This window comes from Helicobacter bilis (assembly GCF_001999985.1).
GTDB classification, from domain to species: Bacteria; Campylobacterota; Campylobacteria; order Campylobacterales; family Helicobacteraceae; genus Helicobacter_A; species Helicobacter_A rappini.
Map to the genome: position 1 here is coordinate 1,286,700 of NZ_CP019645.1, position 15,483 is coordinate 1,302,182.

The following is a 15,483-nucleotide window of genomic DNA, read 5'->3' on the forward strand; positions in this document are numbered from 1 at the left end:
AAGAGTCTAAACAAGATTCTAATATAGAATCTAGAAAAGATATTTCGTGTTTGCGTACTCAATATGACAAGAATCTAGATCCATAACAAATTGTCATACTGAGGCGTTAGTCGAAGTATCTAACACAGAATCTAATTCTATTCCTATTTACAAGGTTTATTATGCAAGATTTTATTAATCCTTATAGAGATACAAAACATATACAAGCATTAAGCAGTAAAATTAATAAGATTTCACAAAACCTGCAAGAAAAGCTTTATATAATGGAAGTTTGTGGCGGGCATACACATACACTTATGAAATATGGCTTAAAAAGCCTTTTAGATTCTACAAACATTTCTTTCATACATGGACCGGGCTGCCCTGTGTGTATCATGCCAAAATCACGCATTTCACAAGCCTACACACTCGCCATGATGCCCGATGTCATCTTACTCACACTTGGTGATATGATTAAAGTGCCGGGGGCTTCTGGCTCTTTGGCTGATGCGCGTGCAAGGGGTGCTGATGTGAGATTTGTGTATTCCCCATTTGATTGCCTAGCAATTGCAAAAGAGAATCCAAGCAAAAAAATCGTGTATTTTGCCATAGGTTTTGAGACAACAACGCCAATGACTGCAGCATTACTCAATCGTGCTATCAACATGGGATTAGAGAATCTCTTTTTACATATTAACCATGTTTTAGTGCCTCCACCCGTGCGTGCTATCCTTGATGATAAAAGAGCAAAGGTAAATGCCCTTATCGCTCCATCTCATGTGAGTGTTATAAGCGGTTCTAAAATCTATGTGCCACTCGCAAATGATTATAAGATTCCAATCGTTGTAAGCGGTTTTGAGCCAGTGGATATGCTTGAGAGTATTTTGCATATTGTAGAGCAAAAACTCGCGGGAAAGCATGAAGTCTTTATGCAATATTCTCGTGCTGTAAGCATGGAGGGCAATCTCAAAGCACAAGAGATGACAAATACTTATTTTGAAGTCGCCCCAAGCTTTGTGTGGAGGGGGCTAGGAGCGATTCCTAATTCAAGTTTAAGATTAAAAAAGGAATATCAAAAGTTTGACGCAGAGTTTCATTTTAATCTTGAAGAAGTAGAGGTTAAAGAGTCAAAGCATTGCCTTTGCGGTGAGATTCTAAAAGGACTTGCTATGCCAAAAGATTGCAAAGTTTTTGGTAAAGCCTGCACGCCAACAAAGCCTATGGGAAGCTGCATGGTAAGTAGCGAGGGTGCTTGTGCGGCGTATTATAAATATGGTGTGTTGCAGTAATCCTAACACGCTCAAGAATCTTTTATGACAAATTTTTACCAATGAGACAACAGAGTCCCACAATACAATAGCCTTTCAAGCATAGCTTTATTGCATAGATTCAAATCCAAATCATCTTTTTACACAAGTTTCAACACTTAAAACTTATAACTATACGCAATGTAAGGATTATAGTCTGCTACCAAGCCATCTTGCTCTACGCGTAGTGATTGAGTTGGTAGGAATTTAACGCCGATTTCTACCCTATGATGATAGGCGATTAATGCGCTAAATCCACCTTGCACCATTACATTACCACTTGCTTTAAAGTTGCTTACTTCTTGTGATGATGGTGTGATAATGGGGGTTTGCATATCAAAATAGATAAATGCCCCAGCTCCAATACCAGCAAAAAATCCTAGTGTATTTTTATAATTTTTATCAATGAAAAAATCTATCATGATATCTAGCCCAAGACTTGCCATAAGAAAAGTGCCATCATAGGCATTTGCATCTGTGCGTATGGGCGAAAGATTGTCATTTGTAAAATCTAGGGCGAAATATCCACGCATACCTATGTATTCATCAAGGTAGCTAATCACTCCACCTCTAACGCCCATTCCCATGCTAAACACATAAGAAGGTTTATTATTCAGCAATCTTTGAGTGGGTATCATATTGAGTGCAACCATGACATACATGCCATTTCTCTCCTTATTTGCTTGTTTGAGTAGTGAGAGCTGTTTTGGCGTTTTTTCTGGTAAGCTAGTCTCTCTTTGCACAGAAATATTTGTTTGTTGTTGGGCGGTGCTTAGTGGTTGCAAATAATTAGCAGTATTATCTTTTGGAAAAGCATTAAAATCATTAGCACAGCATATACTAAAACTAAGGCAATATAATAGCTTTTTTATAGAATCTATATTTTTAAACATATTAAAGCAAACTTTCTTCATAGCTAATAATTCCATCTTTAAATAATTTTTGACTTTGTTTCTCTAGTGTCGGTATGCCTTGATAAAGAGATTCTATAAAGCTTTCATCTTCAAGCATCAAAGTTTTAGAATCTAGTCTTTTATGAATGCTAAAATCAAATACTTCTTGCAATAAGATTCTCTTCCCATAGCCCTGTCCATAGCACTCATGACAGCCTTGTGCGTGAAATTTCCCTTGTATTTCTTCCTTACATGCAGGACAGAGTGTTTGTATTAATCTTTGAGAGATTATAAGCTTTAGTGTGGTTTGCAAAATGTATTCCTTTGCACCAAGATCATATAATCTAGCAAGGCTACTTTTACAATCACTTGAGTGGATACTTGCCATGACTAAATGCCCTGTTAAAGCCGCTCTCAAAGCAATATCTAATGTCTCATTGTCGCGTATTTCGCCTATCATAATAATATCTGGGTCTTGACGCAATATGTATTTTAATGCCTTTGCAAAGTCAAATGATAGCTCTTCATTGACTTGCGTTTGTGTTATGCCTTGTATTTCTTGCTCGATGGGGTCTTCTATTGTTATAATCTTTTTTGTGCCATTATGTAAGAATCTAAGGCAATTATAAAGTAGTGTGCTTTTACCACTTCCTGTTGGACCGCTAATAAGGATAAGTCCGCTTTTTGTAAGCAAAGCTTTTTTTAGAATCTCCAAAATCTCTACTGATAATCCTAAAGTATCTAAGCTTTCAAATCGTTTATTTGCATGTGGGATACGCAATACAATGCTTTCACCTCGTAATGTAGGCATAAAAGATAATCGCACATCACAATCTCTCTTATCGTTTTTATAGATAAGATTCTCTAGCTTTAGATGTCCATCTTGTGGTAATCTCATTTCATTAATATCAAGTTTGCATAAAAGCTTTAGTTTCTGTGAGATTTTTGCAAATAATGTAGTATTTATATCCAAAAAATGCACTAAGATTCCATCAATGCGTAATAGACAGAAGGCTTTAGAATCTTGCAGGAATAAGTGAATATCACTTGCCTGCATAGTAAGCCCAAAGCTAACTAAAGATTCTACAAAATTGCTTTGCAATTCATCTTTTTGACAATATTGTTGTAATTGTAAAGCAAGGCTTATTTCTTTTAAAAAGTCTTGTTTGCATAGATAAAAGATTAATTCTTCTTTATAGCTTTGTTGCAGTTTTTTTGTAAGTGTATCTCTATAACTCGCACTAAAAGGCTCATAAGGTAATACACCAAGTCTATATACAGAATCTGTGCTTTTATGCTTATCATAAAAAATTATATTTGGGAGATAGCTTTGCGGTATTTGTAAAGCTGCATGGATAATATGATAGCTACTTGATAATAGAGATAAATATCTATCGCTCAAGTCTTTTTGCATAAGATAAGATTCAAAGTAGGGGTGAGATTCTATAAATTTAGAAAAGATTATTGCTTTTTGCGTGGTGAGTAATGTATAAAGAGATTCTAAAAAATCTTTTTTGGATTTAGAATCTAGTGTATTAAAATAGTCTTGTGATTGAATATAGGGATTGGTGTGTAAAGATTCTGTGATAAGAGATTGTGTCATAACATTTGCCTATATTGCTTCTTTTAATTCTTATTTACAGATTCCATAAATAAAGGGTCTTTACATAAAAATTCTTCAAATAAATATTTGTGTTCTTCTGGCAGGGCTTTAAAAATGGTATAGGCTAACTCTCGAATCTCTTTTAATGCAGCCTTTGCGGTCCTTAGCTCTAAAAAGTTTTGCAAACTTCTAGCATTTATACTCCATGCTAATTCGCTCTTATAGCATTCAGGGATTAAATACTTTGCTATATCATTAGCAATGCCATCTTTTACTGCTAAACGCAGATTTTCTAAGGCTTTTATACTTTGGTCTTTTACTCTTTCATTGCTTGAAAGCATGATATATTTTTCTGCTCTTTTATAGTTTTCTTCACATAAGGGTAAAAAGCTTTCTTCTTTATTGAGTTCTTTTAGCGTATATCTTGTGCTTTTCACTGACAAGCTTGCTATTCTATGCCTTGCTAATTCTTGCAGACATGCCCTTGTTATACCTTTAATCTCAAAGTTATAATATAAATGCTCTAGCGTAGATTTATGCTTATTTACATTTCCTACACGATATATTAAGCCTTTATCAATATCACCACCATTATCGCTTTTATTATGACTATCCCAACAAGTGCGTATCGCCCTGCTACAAACACTTAAAGGGGTAAAGTGTAGCAATGTTACTTGTATATTAGCTTGTGTGTGAATCTCTTTTGTTTCTAAACTCTCTTGTGCCATTACCACCCTTTTTTGTTGTCTTTTATCATGCTGTATTGATTATGTTTTAGAATATGATTTTAATGCGTTAAATTTTGTAAAAATCAGCGAAATTATAGCAAAAAAATGCCAAAAATAATGCGTTCATATTCTTGCTAGATTCTCACATTTGTGAGAAAAATTTCTAAAAGAAATTATTTTTTAAGTATAATCAAGCTTTTATATTTAAACTATATTTGGACTAGAGGGCTTTGTATGTATTCGCATTTGTTTTATATCATCATGTGGGCAGTTTGCTTTGTGCTTGTTATACCTGTGCTTATTGTGGGCGTTATCTATGTATTTATGAGTAATAAGCCACCAAAGAAAGTTGAAAATACAATGCAAATCATGTTTAATATCATAAAAGGCGCACAGACAAAAGCCGCATTTACCGCCTCACTAGAGCAGTTTAAAGGTAAATATGGTGTGTTAGCTGATGAGAAAAACTTTGATTTATGGATTCAGTGTATTAAGGAATTAGCAAATTCATCTCATTGGGATACAGACGCGATAGCAAAGTTTGGACAAGAATTAGAAGATAAAAATGCAGCACATGCAAAGAAAATAGCCGTAGCCATAGCCACAGTGCTTAAAACAAAAGATCAGAAAAAATAAGATTCTAAGAGTAGATATGAATAAATTAGCAATTTATCCGGGGACATTTGACCCACTTACAAACGGACATTTAGATATTATCAAACGCAGTAGCAAAATGTTTCAACAAGTAATAGTCGCAGTAGCAAGCTCTGAAAGCAAGAATCCGCTTTATAGCTTAGAGCAAAGAGAGAAAATGATAAACCTTGCATTAGAAGAACACAAAGATGAGATTCCAAATGTAAGCTGCATTACCTTTAGCAATCTACTTGCAAGTTTAGCTGCTGATATGAAAGCAAAGGTGATTATAAGGGGATTACGCGTAGTGAGTGATTTTGAGTATGAACTGCAAATGGGCTATGCAAATGCCTCGCTGAATGACTCGCTTGATACAATATATTTTATGCCGACATTGCAAAATGCTTTTATTAGCTCATCGATTGTGCGTAGCATTATCGTGCATGGTGGGAAGTTTAGCCATCTTGTGCCAGAAAGCATTCACTCTTATATACAAGCATTGCATTCAAAAGAGTTATAATGAAGTATTATGTAATTGAGGGCATTGATACAAGTGGCAAAACAACACAATGTAATCTCATAAAGCAAAACTACCCTTGCGTGAGTTTAGAAAACTATAAAGATTCCATAAAAGATTCTATCATCGTATTAAATGAGCCCGGCAGCACATATCTTGGGAATCTTGTAAGAAAGATTCTACTAGATAGCCAAACACAGATAAATGAAAAAAGCTCATTTTTACTCTTTTTAGCTCAAAGGGCTGAACTCTTTTTACAACTAAAAAATATCTCAAATACAATTATCGCTGATAGAAGCCTTATCTCTGGTGTAGCCTATGCTAAAACGATTGATATGCGTGAAGCATTGAATCTTAATCTCTTTGCAACGGGGGGAATCCTGCCACAAAAAATAGTCTTTTTAGAAACTTCAAAAGACACGCTAAAAAGTCGCCTTAATGCAAAAAGTCTTGATAATATAGAGCAAAAAGGCATACAATACCTACTTGACACGCAAAGCTACTTTAAAGAGATATTAGCGTATTTACAAGATGAAAACTTTATAGAATCTAACCCCAACATAAAAAAGCCAGATATTTTAACACTAGATTCTGCCATGCCTAAAGAAGAAATACACAAAAGAATTTGCAGCTTTTTTGGAATCTAGATGTATTGCTCAATGTGTGGAAAGCTTACATGGCACATTATATGCAAAGAGTGTTTAAAACATTTAGAATACATAGATTCTAAGCGAGTGCTTGATAATGGAGTAAAAGTTTTTAGTAGCTTTGCTTTTAGTGAGTTAAAACTACTACTAGCAAGTAAGAATAACATTATTGGTAGTAGAATTTTCAAACGACTAGGTATTTATGCACTATCAAATTTTTTTGAAAGATATAAAGATTTAGCCAAATTAAAGAAGCAAGAAGTAGCCATTCTATCTATACGCAATAAAGCTATTGGTATGTATTCTCATAGTGCGATTTTAGCACAATGCTTTAAAACATACGGATTCAAAGTCTTTCATAATGCCTTAATGATAGGTAATAATAGCCATTTCTCTCATCTTACAAAAGAAGAGAGACGGACGCTTGGTAGAAACTTTTCATTTCATTTTAAGCATGATTATTTAGCTGTGATTCTGGTTGATGATATTATAACCACAGGACAAACTCTACTTGAAGCAAGTGATATTGTTAAGCAAAATAGCTATACACCACTCTTTGCATGGACACTCTGTGATTCTAGGTATTAGTTCATAGATTTAACTTCGGTATTAAAATATTGTATAATAACTTTTACACATAAAAACTAGGATAAATTGCAAAAGGATATGTATGCAAGCCATCATTTTAGCAGCAGGGTTTGGCTCAAGACTTAAGCCAATGACCCTAAATAAGCCCAAACCGCTTTTAGAGATTCGCGGGAAAAGCATTTTAGAAAATATGATCTCTATCTTAAGAAAAGGTGGGGTGCAAGATATTATCGTTGTAACAGGCTATAAGAATCATTTGTTTGATTCTCTATCAAAAAAGCTTCATTTTGAAAAAGTCGTATTTGATGACTATGCTACTTGCAATAGCTCTCAATCGCTTTTATATGTAAAGCATAGAATCCAAAAAAGCACAATCATCTTAAATGGTGATTTATATATTACAGAAGATTTTTGTAGATTTTTTAAAAGTGGGGTATCGCAATTTTTAGCACAAAAGATTCCAGATAATACGACTGCGTGGGGCTATATTGTTGATGAAAATTATAGAATCTTAGATATTGATACAAATGCGACAAGTGGCTATGGAGATGGTATTGCATATTTTGATAATACGCAAGATATTGAAGTTTTTAAAGAAAAATTAGCGCAATGCGATAGTGATGAATATTGGGAATATGCGGTGTTAAGAAGTTTAGATTCTATAAATTATTATGCCTTTCCTTGTGATACTTTATACACAGAGATTGATAGCTTTGCTGATGCGCTTTATCACAGACTTTTAACGCCAGAAGAGATTGCGATTCAGTGTGCTGACGATAAAAAGGCAGTGCGTTTAGCAGGTATTACAAATATTAATTATCTCATTACATTTCAAGGCAAACAAAAAGTGATAAGAATTCCGGGCAGTGGGACAGAAAATGTGATTGACAGACAAGGTGAGCGAAGCATTTTAGAACTTATAGAGAATCTAGATATTACACCTAAGAGTGAATTTTATGGTAGTGGCATAAAAATGAGTGATTTTTTATGCGATTATAAAAGCTTAGAAAAAGCCCAAATTACAGAAAAAGTATTAGAAAAACTCCTTGATTCACTCTTAAAACTTCACAGCATACCACACAAAGATAATACAGAGTATAAGCCCATAAAACTCTACAATGAGATTCTAAAATATGAGAAATTAGCAAAAATCGCACTCACAACGCCAAAAGAGCATAAATATGTCATCGAAGTGGCAAGAAAGCTTGATAATGGGGGGGGGGGGTGCTATGCCATAGAGATTTGCAATTACCCAATATCCTTTTTAATGGAAGTGAGATAAAACTCATTGATTTTGAATATGCTGGCTTTAGCTGCATTGAATGGGAGTTTGGGAATCTAGTCGCAGAGTTAGAACTCACTCAAGCACAAATAGAGCATATCATACATTACTACAATAAAAATAGCTTGCAAACACTTACCTTTCAAAGTGTGATTGAAGGCTCACTTATGGCAAACTATATCTGGGCGTTATGGGGGTGGATTTATAATCGCATTGATTTAGGAAGAGATTATCTTTTTAGATTCCAAAACAATCTTACTTTATTACAGAATCTTACGAAAAATAAGTCTTTGGGGGTATGATATGGGGAGAATAAGCGGACATATTTTAGCTTTTAGTAGCGTGTTTTTTTGGTCAGCCCTTTATGTTTCTGTGAAGATTCTATTAGATTATTTATCGCCTTTTGAGTTGCTTATTTTACAATTTGTATTTGGCTATATTATGCTATTTATGATGAAGCCGACTTTTCTTAGAATCTCACTCAAAGAGGAAGCAATGTTTGCCATTGCGGGCTTATGTGGCATTAGCATTTATAATCTATTTTTGAATCTTGCCATAGAGCAAACCTATGCTTCAAATGTGAGTGTCATCATCGCTACCGCCCCACTTTTCACAGGTATTTTTGCCTTTATGCTTAGGATTGAAAAGCCTTATAGAAATTTTTTTATAGGCTTTATGCTGTGTATCGTGGGCATTATTTTGCTGAGTTATGGCGATGGTGAAGCGGTAGGATTTAATCCATTTGGCGATATGTTGGCTTTAATCTCGGCTATTGGCTGGGGGGCGTATTCTGTGGCGATTGTTAGCATTATGGATAAGGGATATAATATCATCATTGCGACAAGAAAGATAGTGTTTTATGGAATCTTATTTTTAATCCCGGGCTTTTTTATATTTGATTTTAAGCCGCAATGGCACGAACTTTTAGAACCTATGGTAGCATTTAATTTCATTTTTATTGTGCTTTTTCCATCAGCCCTTTGCTTTTTAATGTGGAACAAGGCGACTTTGCTTATCGGTGCGATTAAGACAAATATTTATGTGTATCTTACGCCTATTATTACGATTATCGTGGCGATGATAGCTATTGATGAGCGACTTGGATTCTATGGAATCGTAGGGGTTATTTTAACGCTATGCGGTGTTATTATTGGTGAGTGTAGGAATAAGAGAGTATAGTTTATTCTAACTTCAAGCGTTTGACTGAATCTAAAACTACATGCTTACATACAAGCTAAACTTAAAGCATTTTAGCAGATTGCTACAATGCTTTCTAACCTTTCAACTTTTGCTGGTCTTTAAGGTAATTAAAAAGTAATTCACTATATCCAAAGCTACCACTCAAATTCTCTGAAAGCTGCTCTTTAAACATAGCATTATAAATATCACTACCGGGTTGTTTAGGATACAATGGATTATCAAGGTTTAATGCTGTATCAAGCAGGGTTTTAATAAAGATTGCCTCAAATTTATCAGTTTGTTCTCGCAATGCCTTATCACTCTCAAGCGTCTTGCCATCAACCTTTGCTTTTAAATCCTTGATTAAGCCACTCTCTTTTGATTGTGCTAATGAACTCATAGTGCTAGTCGTATCAAGTTTCATAATGTCTCCTTACATTTAATATAAATAAAGTCAAGCAAAATAGATTCCCAAACCACACAACACAATCATTGTAGCAAAAAATAAAAAAGATAAAACACAAAAGTTTTATTTTTGTATTTATTGCATTATAATTGTGTAAAAGTTTAGACAAGGAAGTAGAATGCTGCAAAAGATTCTCATATTTTTTTATATTGCCTTTTCTCTTCATGCTTTTGCTAATGATAATGTTTCTATACTAAAAAGCTATATTGCTAGTGAATATAAACGCATATATCCAGAACTCACCATAGAATCTATATCGCTTGTTACTCGAAATACACTCGATCTTTATGCAGTGAGCATTGTATCAAAACAGCTAAATACAACAAAAAGTGCGAATGGCTATCTCACTTTGCAGTATAGACAGAATGGAAAAGTCTTGCAAGATTCTATACGCTATAGTATAAATGGTTCTATACAGATTCACACCGCCACAGAGAGTATTAAAGCAGGTAGCAACATAACCACAAATAGCTTTATGACTAAAACGCAGGACTTCTCATCACTCGCCCTAATCCCTGCTAGTAGATATGAGATACTGCAGTCAAGTGCAAAAGTCTATATCCCAGTCAATACCATAATCTATCGTAATAAACTTGCTAAAAGAATGCTTGTGTCTAAAGATTCTAATGTCAAAATTATATTCCGTGATAATGGCATTGAAGCAAGTGCAAGCGGCAGAGCATTAGAAAATGGCGTGCAAGGCGATACTATTAAGATTGAGAATCTTGAAAGCAAACGCACAATCAATGCAAAAGTCATAGCTGAAAATGTCGTGCAGATATATTAACCTTGAGTGTTTGCTATCTGGATTCTATATCCTAAAACACACACATAAGCCTTCTTTTTTTGTGCGTTTTGTGAAGAATTCTACTTTTGTGTTGTGAATCTTTGCAATTTCTTTGACAATAAAAAGTCCTAGTCCAAGTGAGTGGCTGCCCTGCTTTGTATTGCTGCCTTGATAGTATTTTTTTGTAAGATTTGCAAGTTCATTTTTTGCCACACCTAAGCCATCATCAATAACGGCGATATAACCATCATGTATTTGCACGATGACCTTTGTGTTTGCATATTTTAGTGCATTATAGATGAGATTGTTTAGGACTTGCTCTATTAAGATTCTATCTGCAAATATAAGGCGATTTTTACCCTCTAGCACAATCTTTTTATCCTGATATACCGCTTTTAAAAGATAATTATGGAATCCTTCTATGACCTCTTCACAAAGCAATAAAATATCAAATTGCTCCATTTTTATGGCAATGACATTGTGTTCTAAACTCTCGCTTAAAGTAAGCTTGTTTAAAAGGGCATTAATCTTTTTGCTATATATCATAATGCGATGCAAAAGCTTATTTCGCATTTCTTCTTCCATTTCCTTGTGAATCATAATGGTTTCAATACTTGCTTGAATAATGCTTAGCGGATTTTTTATCTCATGTGAGATACTTGCTAGAAGTTGTGTTGTTTGGAGATTTTTTTCATGCAGTTTTCTGGTGCGTTTTTGGATTCTATTTTGTTGTTTTTGCATGGCTTCACTTAGGGCTTTTAACTCGCTAATATAGGGATTATTATCCTTTTTTAATGCCTTAAAATTAATATCTTGAAACTTCTTTTCTTTTAGATTGCAAAGGGCATTTTTTGTAGATTCTATAAGATAAGCGTCTTTATCTATATCTTTTTTGCGTAAAAAATGTGCTAATACAAGAAGTAAGCCAAGTAGATTACAAACTATGGCTATGCTTGTAAAATCAAGAAGGATTGCAAGAATGGATATTGCAAAGAAAGTCCCATAAACTAGCATAGTTTATAGCCCTCATTGCGTATGGATTTAATCTTTACTTCTTTAGTTTCTTTCTCTATTTTTTTACGCAATCTTTTTATGCCGACATTTACGCTATTTTCATGATAGCCATCTTTATTGCCCCATGCGTGTTCGAGTAAAAAATCTCTACTCAATGCCTTGCCTGCATGCTGCATGAAACATTGCATAATGCGTGTTTCAAGTGGGCTTAATTGAATATTGATATCTTCAATGCTTAATTCCTTTGTATCGACTTCTAAGGTTATATTTTTGTATTTCAGCACAGATCGCACAGAATCTTTTTTATATCTTCTTAGCACTGCTTGAATGCGCGCTACAAGCTCATCAAAGTTAAAAGGTTTTGTTACATAATCATCAGCATAATGTAGCCCCTTTACCCGCTCCATAGGCAAAGACAAGGCACTCACTACAATAAAGGGTATATCATAGCCTAAATCTTTTATTTCCTTAATAAAGTCTAGCCCATCTTCTGCCACGAGATTCCTATCTACTAAGATAAGGGCTACATGCTCTTTTTTTAGGAATCTTTTTGCCATATCAGTATTGAGACAACCGACAACCTCATAACCACTTGCGTTTAAGGCAGCATTTAGATTAAGCTCGATTAAATCAAGCAAATCTTCTTCATCATCAATACATAAAATCACTTCATTCACTAGCTATCCTTTGCTTTTGTTAGTTAGCAATACGCAATTTTGGATTCTACCTTTTTTTCAATAATATGTAACCAAATAATCCAAATCTATACGGCATAATTAGGCAATATAAGGCTATTTACATACAAAATATTTTGATACAGAATCTTAAAATTTATAGCAAAGATTACATAAAACATTTACAACTTGGTTTTGATCCCAATATATTATTTTTTGACAACTTTATGATAGAATGGTTACTTTTTAGTTATTTTGTAAATTTGTATCTAAGAGAAAGGGGCTAACATGAAAGAATCAACATATATTTGGAAAAATGGCAAACTTGTCGCTTGGAGTGAAGCGACCACGCATATTTTAAGCCATACTTTGCATTATGGTAATGCCGTGTTTGAAGGCACAAGGGCGTATATGACAAAAAAAGGGTTAGCGATATTTCGCCTTGATGACCATACAGAAAGGCTTCTTAATAGTGCAAAGATTCTATTAATTAAATGCCCTTATACAAAAGAAGAACTCAAACAAGCACAAATTGATTTATTAAAAGCAAATAGCAAGGATTTTAAGGGTAATGTCTATATCCGCCCGATTATTTATCTTGGCTATGGGGCTATGGGGGTTTATCATTTAAATTCGCCCGTTGAAACCGCAATAGCTGCATGGGAATGGGGTGCATATCTAGGCGAAGAGGCTTTGCAAAAAGGCATTCGCGTAAAAATTAGCTCTTTTGTAAGGAATAATGTAAAATCTACAATGGGTAAGGCAAAGGCGGCGGCGAATTATCTTAACTCACAAATGGCAAAGCATGAGGCTATTGCAAGTGGCTTTGAAGAGGCTTTATTGCTTGATGATAATGGTTTTGTAGCAGAGGGTAGCGGTGAGTGCTTTTTTATCGTTAGAAATGGGGTATTAATCACACCGCCTTATGATAACACACTAGAATCTATCACACAAAAAACGACTATTGAACTTGCAAAAGATTTGGGCATAAAAGTTGAGCAAAGACGCATTACACGAGATGAAGTGTATATTGCAGATGAAGCGTTTTTCACTGGGACTGCCGCAGAGATTACGCCTATTTGCGAAGTAGATTTCCGCACTATTGGTGCGGGTAGTCGTGGAGAGATAACAAAGAGATTGCAAGATGAATTCTTCAAAATCGTTATGGGGGAACATGAAAAATACAAGCATTTGCTGACATACATTAACGAATAATGTTTGCATTTTACATGAAGCTGTGATTGCAAACAATAGATTCTATAATATTGTGTTATAATCACGCTTTGACTATAATCTAGACCTATACAAAGGAACTCAATGCCAATAGATTTAAACGAACATAGACGCAAACAACAAAATAATACACCAAAGCAAACACCGCCAAATAATGAAAATAGAAATAATGGAAATGGCAATAATAATGGTAGAAACAATAAGGGCGGATTCAATATGGATTCTATGCCGATGCCAAATATGCCAAGTGGCAAGTTTCTAACCTTTATCATATTTGCGGTTATCTTTATAGTGATTTTTGTGTTAGCACGACCATTTGTCATTATTAATTCTGGTGAAGTTGGAATCAAGGTAAATCTAGGTAAATATGATGATGTGCCTTTAACGCCGGGCTTACACTTTTTTGTGCCAATCATTCAGCAAGTCATCGTTGTAGATACTAGAATGAGAGTATTGCATTTCTCACGCAATGAAGATATGGGAAGTGTAGGAAGAGATGATCAAAGTGTATTGCGAAATGATGCGATTAGCGTTATGGATTCTCGTGGTTTGCCTGTGTCTATTGAGCTTACCGTGCAGTATAGACTAGACCCCGATAAAGTCCCAGAAACCATTAAAAATTACCGCGTATCATGGGAACAAAAAATCATTAATCCAGTTATAAGAGATGTTGTGCGAAGTGTTGTTGGTAATTACCCAGCAGAAGATTTACCAAATAAACGCGATGAGATAGCAGGACTTATCACTTCAAGTTTTGAGACCAAATTGCAGGCTACACCAAATCAACCTGTTATTTTTGACTCTATCCAATTAAGAGAGATTGTATTGCCACCTATGGTAAAAGAGAGAATTGAGCAAGTCCAAGCCGCAAAACAAGAAGCAGATAGAGCAAAACAAGAAGCAAATGCCTTGAGAGAGAGAGCGCAAGGTAGAGCCGATGCGGCAATTATTGAGGCAAAAGGTCAAGCACAAGCAAACCAGCTTTTAAGCGAGAGCTTATCACAACGATTGCTTGACTTGCGTCAAATAGAAGTGCAAGGTAAGTTTAATGAAGCATTGAAAGAGAACAAAGATGCACAAATTTTCCTTACACCGGGTGGTTCTGTGCCAAACATTTGGGTAGATTCTAAGTCGAAACAACGCACAACAATTAGCAATCATTAATATTTGGGGCATTGTATGAATCTTGTAGAGACAATATTATGAAGCGAGTGGATAATATGAAATGCTTACATATTGCTTGGGATAATAAAGGATTAATCCCTTGCATAACACAAGATTCTATAAGTAATGAAGTGCTTATGCTTGCCTATATGAATGAAGAAGCGCTAAATCTTACTTTACAAACAGGGATAGCACACTATTTTTCACGCTCAAAACAAAGGATTTGGAAAAAGGGGGAGCAAAGTGGTAATATACAAGAAGTGTGTGAAATAAAGCTTGATTGCGATAGCGATTCTATCTTACTTCGTGTGCGTCAAAAAGGTGTGGCATGTCATACGGGTGAGTTTTCATGCTTTTTTAAAAACATTGATTCTATAAATAAAGATTGTGCTACTACTAGGCAAGAGAGCCTAGAGACTACAAAAGATTCTCTAACACACAGCCTAAATACTTATGATACACTAGATACACTTTATCACACGCTTTTAGAGCGTAAGAATGCAGATAGCACAACTTCTTATACCGCTTCACTTTTTGCAAAAGGCACAAATGCTATTGCAAAAAAGATTATTGAAGAAGCAGGGGAATTTTGCTTTGCATTAAAAGATAGAGATTCTAAAGAGATTATTTATGAATGTGCTGATGTGTTTTATCATATTGTAGTGGGACTTGCGAGTGAGAATATCCATCCAGATAGAATCTATCAGGAGCTTATAAGACGCATGGGTGTGAGTGGGATTGCAGAAAAACAAAGCAGAACACAACATGCGATGAAGTAAAGGATAAGTA

Annotated in this window: 18 protein-coding genes; 12 read left to right on the forward strand and 6 right to left on the reverse strand. The window is 34.8% G+C overall.

The annotated features are described in order from the left end of the window. Window positions 1–161: 161 nt before the first annotated feature. Window positions 162–1,268 (forward strand): hydrogenase formation protein HypD, encoded by a 1,107-nt coding sequence (gene hypD, locus XJ32_RS06035; protein WP_077388677.1) that lies wholly within the window; start codon window positions 162–164, stop codon window positions 1,266–1,268. A 137-nt stretch (window positions 1,269–1,405) separates the two neighbouring features. On the opposite strand, the gene XJ32_RS06040 is transcribed toward hypD, so the two are convergent. Genes XJ32_RS06040 through thyX form a run of 3 tightly spaced genes read right to left on the reverse strand, consistent with a single transcriptional unit; the run spans window position 1,406 to window position 4,510 of the window. After that, window positions 1,406–2,200, reverse strand: coding sequence for an outer membrane beta-barrel protein (locus tag XJ32_RS06040; protein ID WP_077388678.1), 795 nt, complete (start codon window positions 2,198–2,200; stop codon window positions 1,406–1,408). Then, entirely contained in the window at window positions 2,181–3,782 is a 1,602-nt protein-coding gene (locus XJ32_RS06045) for a GspE/PulE family protein (protein WP_077388679.1), read from the reverse strand. The genes XJ32_RS06040 and XJ32_RS06045 overlap by 20 nt, the downstream gene beginning before the upstream one ends. A gap of 23 nt (window positions 3,783–3,805) precedes the next feature. Then, the gene (gene thyX, locus XJ32_RS06050; protein WP_077388680.1) at window positions 3,806–4,510 is read right to left on the reverse strand and encodes an FAD-dependent thymidylate synthase; all 705 of its coding nucleotides are present in this window, start codon (window positions 4,508–4,510) and stop codon (window positions 3,806–3,808) included. 234 nt (window positions 4,511–4,744) lie between these two features. On the opposite strand from thyX, the gene XJ32_RS06055 reads away from it, so the two are divergent. From XJ32_RS06055 to XJ32_RS06085, 7 genes are all read left to right on the forward strand, one after another. Then, window positions 4,745–5,146 (forward strand): hypothetical protein, encoded by a 402-nt coding sequence (locus XJ32_RS06055; RefSeq protein WP_004084451.1) that lies wholly within the window; start codon window positions 4,745–4,747, stop codon window positions 5,144–5,146. A 16-nt stretch (window positions 5,147–5,162) separates the two neighbouring features. Continuing rightward, complete coding sequence (gene coaD / locus XJ32_RS06060; protein WP_077388681.1) at window positions 5,163–5,663, forward strand: pantetheine-phosphate adenylyltransferase; 501 nt, start codon at window positions 5,163–5,165, stop codon at window positions 5,661–5,663. Further along, the gene (gene tmk / locus XJ32_RS06065; RefSeq protein WP_004084454.1) at window positions 5,663–6,307 is read left to right on the forward strand and encodes a dTMP kinase; all 645 of its coding nucleotides are present in this window, start codon (window positions 5,663–5,665) and stop codon (window positions 6,305–6,307) included. The genes coaD and tmk overlap by 1 nt, the downstream gene beginning before the upstream one ends. After that, window positions 6,308–6,895: a type I phosphoribosyltransferase gene (locus XJ32_RS06070; RefSeq protein WP_077388682.1), complete on the forward strand. Its 588-nt coding sequence runs from the start codon at window positions 6,308–6,310 to the stop codon at window positions 6,893–6,895. It begins immediately after the preceding gene. A gap of 82 nt (window positions 6,896–6,977) precedes the next feature. After that, window positions 6,978–8,177 (forward strand): sugar phosphate nucleotidyltransferase, encoded by a 1,200-nt coding sequence (locus tag XJ32_RS06075; protein ID WP_077388683.1) that lies wholly within the window; start codon window positions 6,978–6,980, stop codon window positions 8,175–8,177. Next, complete coding sequence (locus XJ32_RS06080; RefSeq protein WP_254422516.1) at window positions 8,138–8,479, forward strand: phosphotransferase family protein; 342 nt, start codon at window positions 8,138–8,140, stop codon at window positions 8,477–8,479. Before XJ32_RS06075 ends, XJ32_RS06080 begins: the two co-directional genes overlap by 40 nt. A gap of 1 nt (window position 8,480) precedes the next feature. Then, window positions 8,481–9,356: a DMT family transporter gene (locus XJ32_RS06085; RefSeq protein WP_077388685.1), complete on the forward strand. Its 876-nt coding sequence runs from the start codon at window positions 8,481–8,483 to the stop codon at window positions 9,354–9,356. Between the two features lie 94 nt (window positions 9,357–9,450). On the opposite strand, the gene XJ32_RS06090 is transcribed toward XJ32_RS06085, so the two are convergent. Continuing rightward, on the reverse strand, window positions 9,451–9,780 hold the full coding sequence (locus tag XJ32_RS06090; RefSeq protein WP_004084473.1) for a hypothetical protein: 330 nt from the start codon (window positions 9,778–9,780) through the stop codon (window positions 9,451–9,453). 160 nt (window positions 9,781–9,940) lie between these two features. Here XJ32_RS06090 and flgA point away from each other — a divergent pair, with 160 nt between their 5' ends. After that, a complete protein-coding gene (gene flgA / locus XJ32_RS06095) occupies window positions 9,941–10,609 on the forward strand; it encodes a flagellar basal body P-ring formation chaperone FlgA (protein WP_077388686.1) in 669 nt (222 codons plus the stop codon). Window positions 10,610–10,633: 24 nt separating this feature from the next. On the opposite strand, the gene XJ32_RS06100 is transcribed toward flgA, so the two are convergent. Both XJ32_RS06100 and XJ32_RS06105 read right to left on the reverse strand, forming a co-directional pair. Further along, complete coding sequence (locus XJ32_RS06100) at window positions 10,634–11,623, reverse strand: sensor histidine kinase (RefSeq protein WP_077388687.1); 990 nt, start codon at window positions 11,621–11,623, stop codon at window positions 10,634–10,636. Beyond that, window positions 11,617–12,300, reverse strand: a complete 684-nt coding sequence (locus XJ32_RS06105) for a response regulator transcription factor (protein WP_077388688.1) — start codon at window positions 12,298–12,300, stop codon at window positions 11,617–11,619. The genes XJ32_RS06100 and XJ32_RS06105 overlap by 7 nt, the downstream gene beginning before the upstream one ends. 285 nt (window positions 12,301–12,585) lie before the next feature. Here XJ32_RS06105 and XJ32_RS06110 point away from each other — a divergent pair, with 285 nt between their 5' ends. The 3 genes from XJ32_RS06110 (at window position 12,586) to hisIE (ending at window position 15,473) form a co-directional block, all read left to right on the forward strand. Further along, on the forward strand, window positions 12,586–13,512 hold the full coding sequence (locus XJ32_RS06110; protein WP_077388689.1) for a branched-chain amino acid transaminase: 927 nt from the start codon (window positions 12,586–12,588) through the stop codon (window positions 13,510–13,512). 102 nt (window positions 13,513–13,614) lie between these two features. Beyond that, window positions 13,615–14,694 (forward strand): prohibitin family protein, encoded by a 1,080-nt coding sequence (locus tag XJ32_RS06115; protein ID WP_077388690.1) that lies wholly within the window; start codon window positions 13,615–13,617, stop codon window positions 14,692–14,694. Between the two features lie 56 nt (window positions 14,695–14,750). Beyond that, the gene (gene hisIE / locus XJ32_RS06120; protein WP_077388691.1) at window positions 14,751–15,473 is read left to right on the forward strand and encodes a bifunctional phosphoribosyl-AMP cyclohydrolase/phosphoribosyl-ATP diphosphatase HisIE; all 723 of its coding nucleotides are present in this window, start codon (window positions 14,751–14,753) and stop codon (window positions 15,471–15,473) included. The last annotated feature ends 10 nt before the right edge of the window (window positions 15,474–15,483 follow it).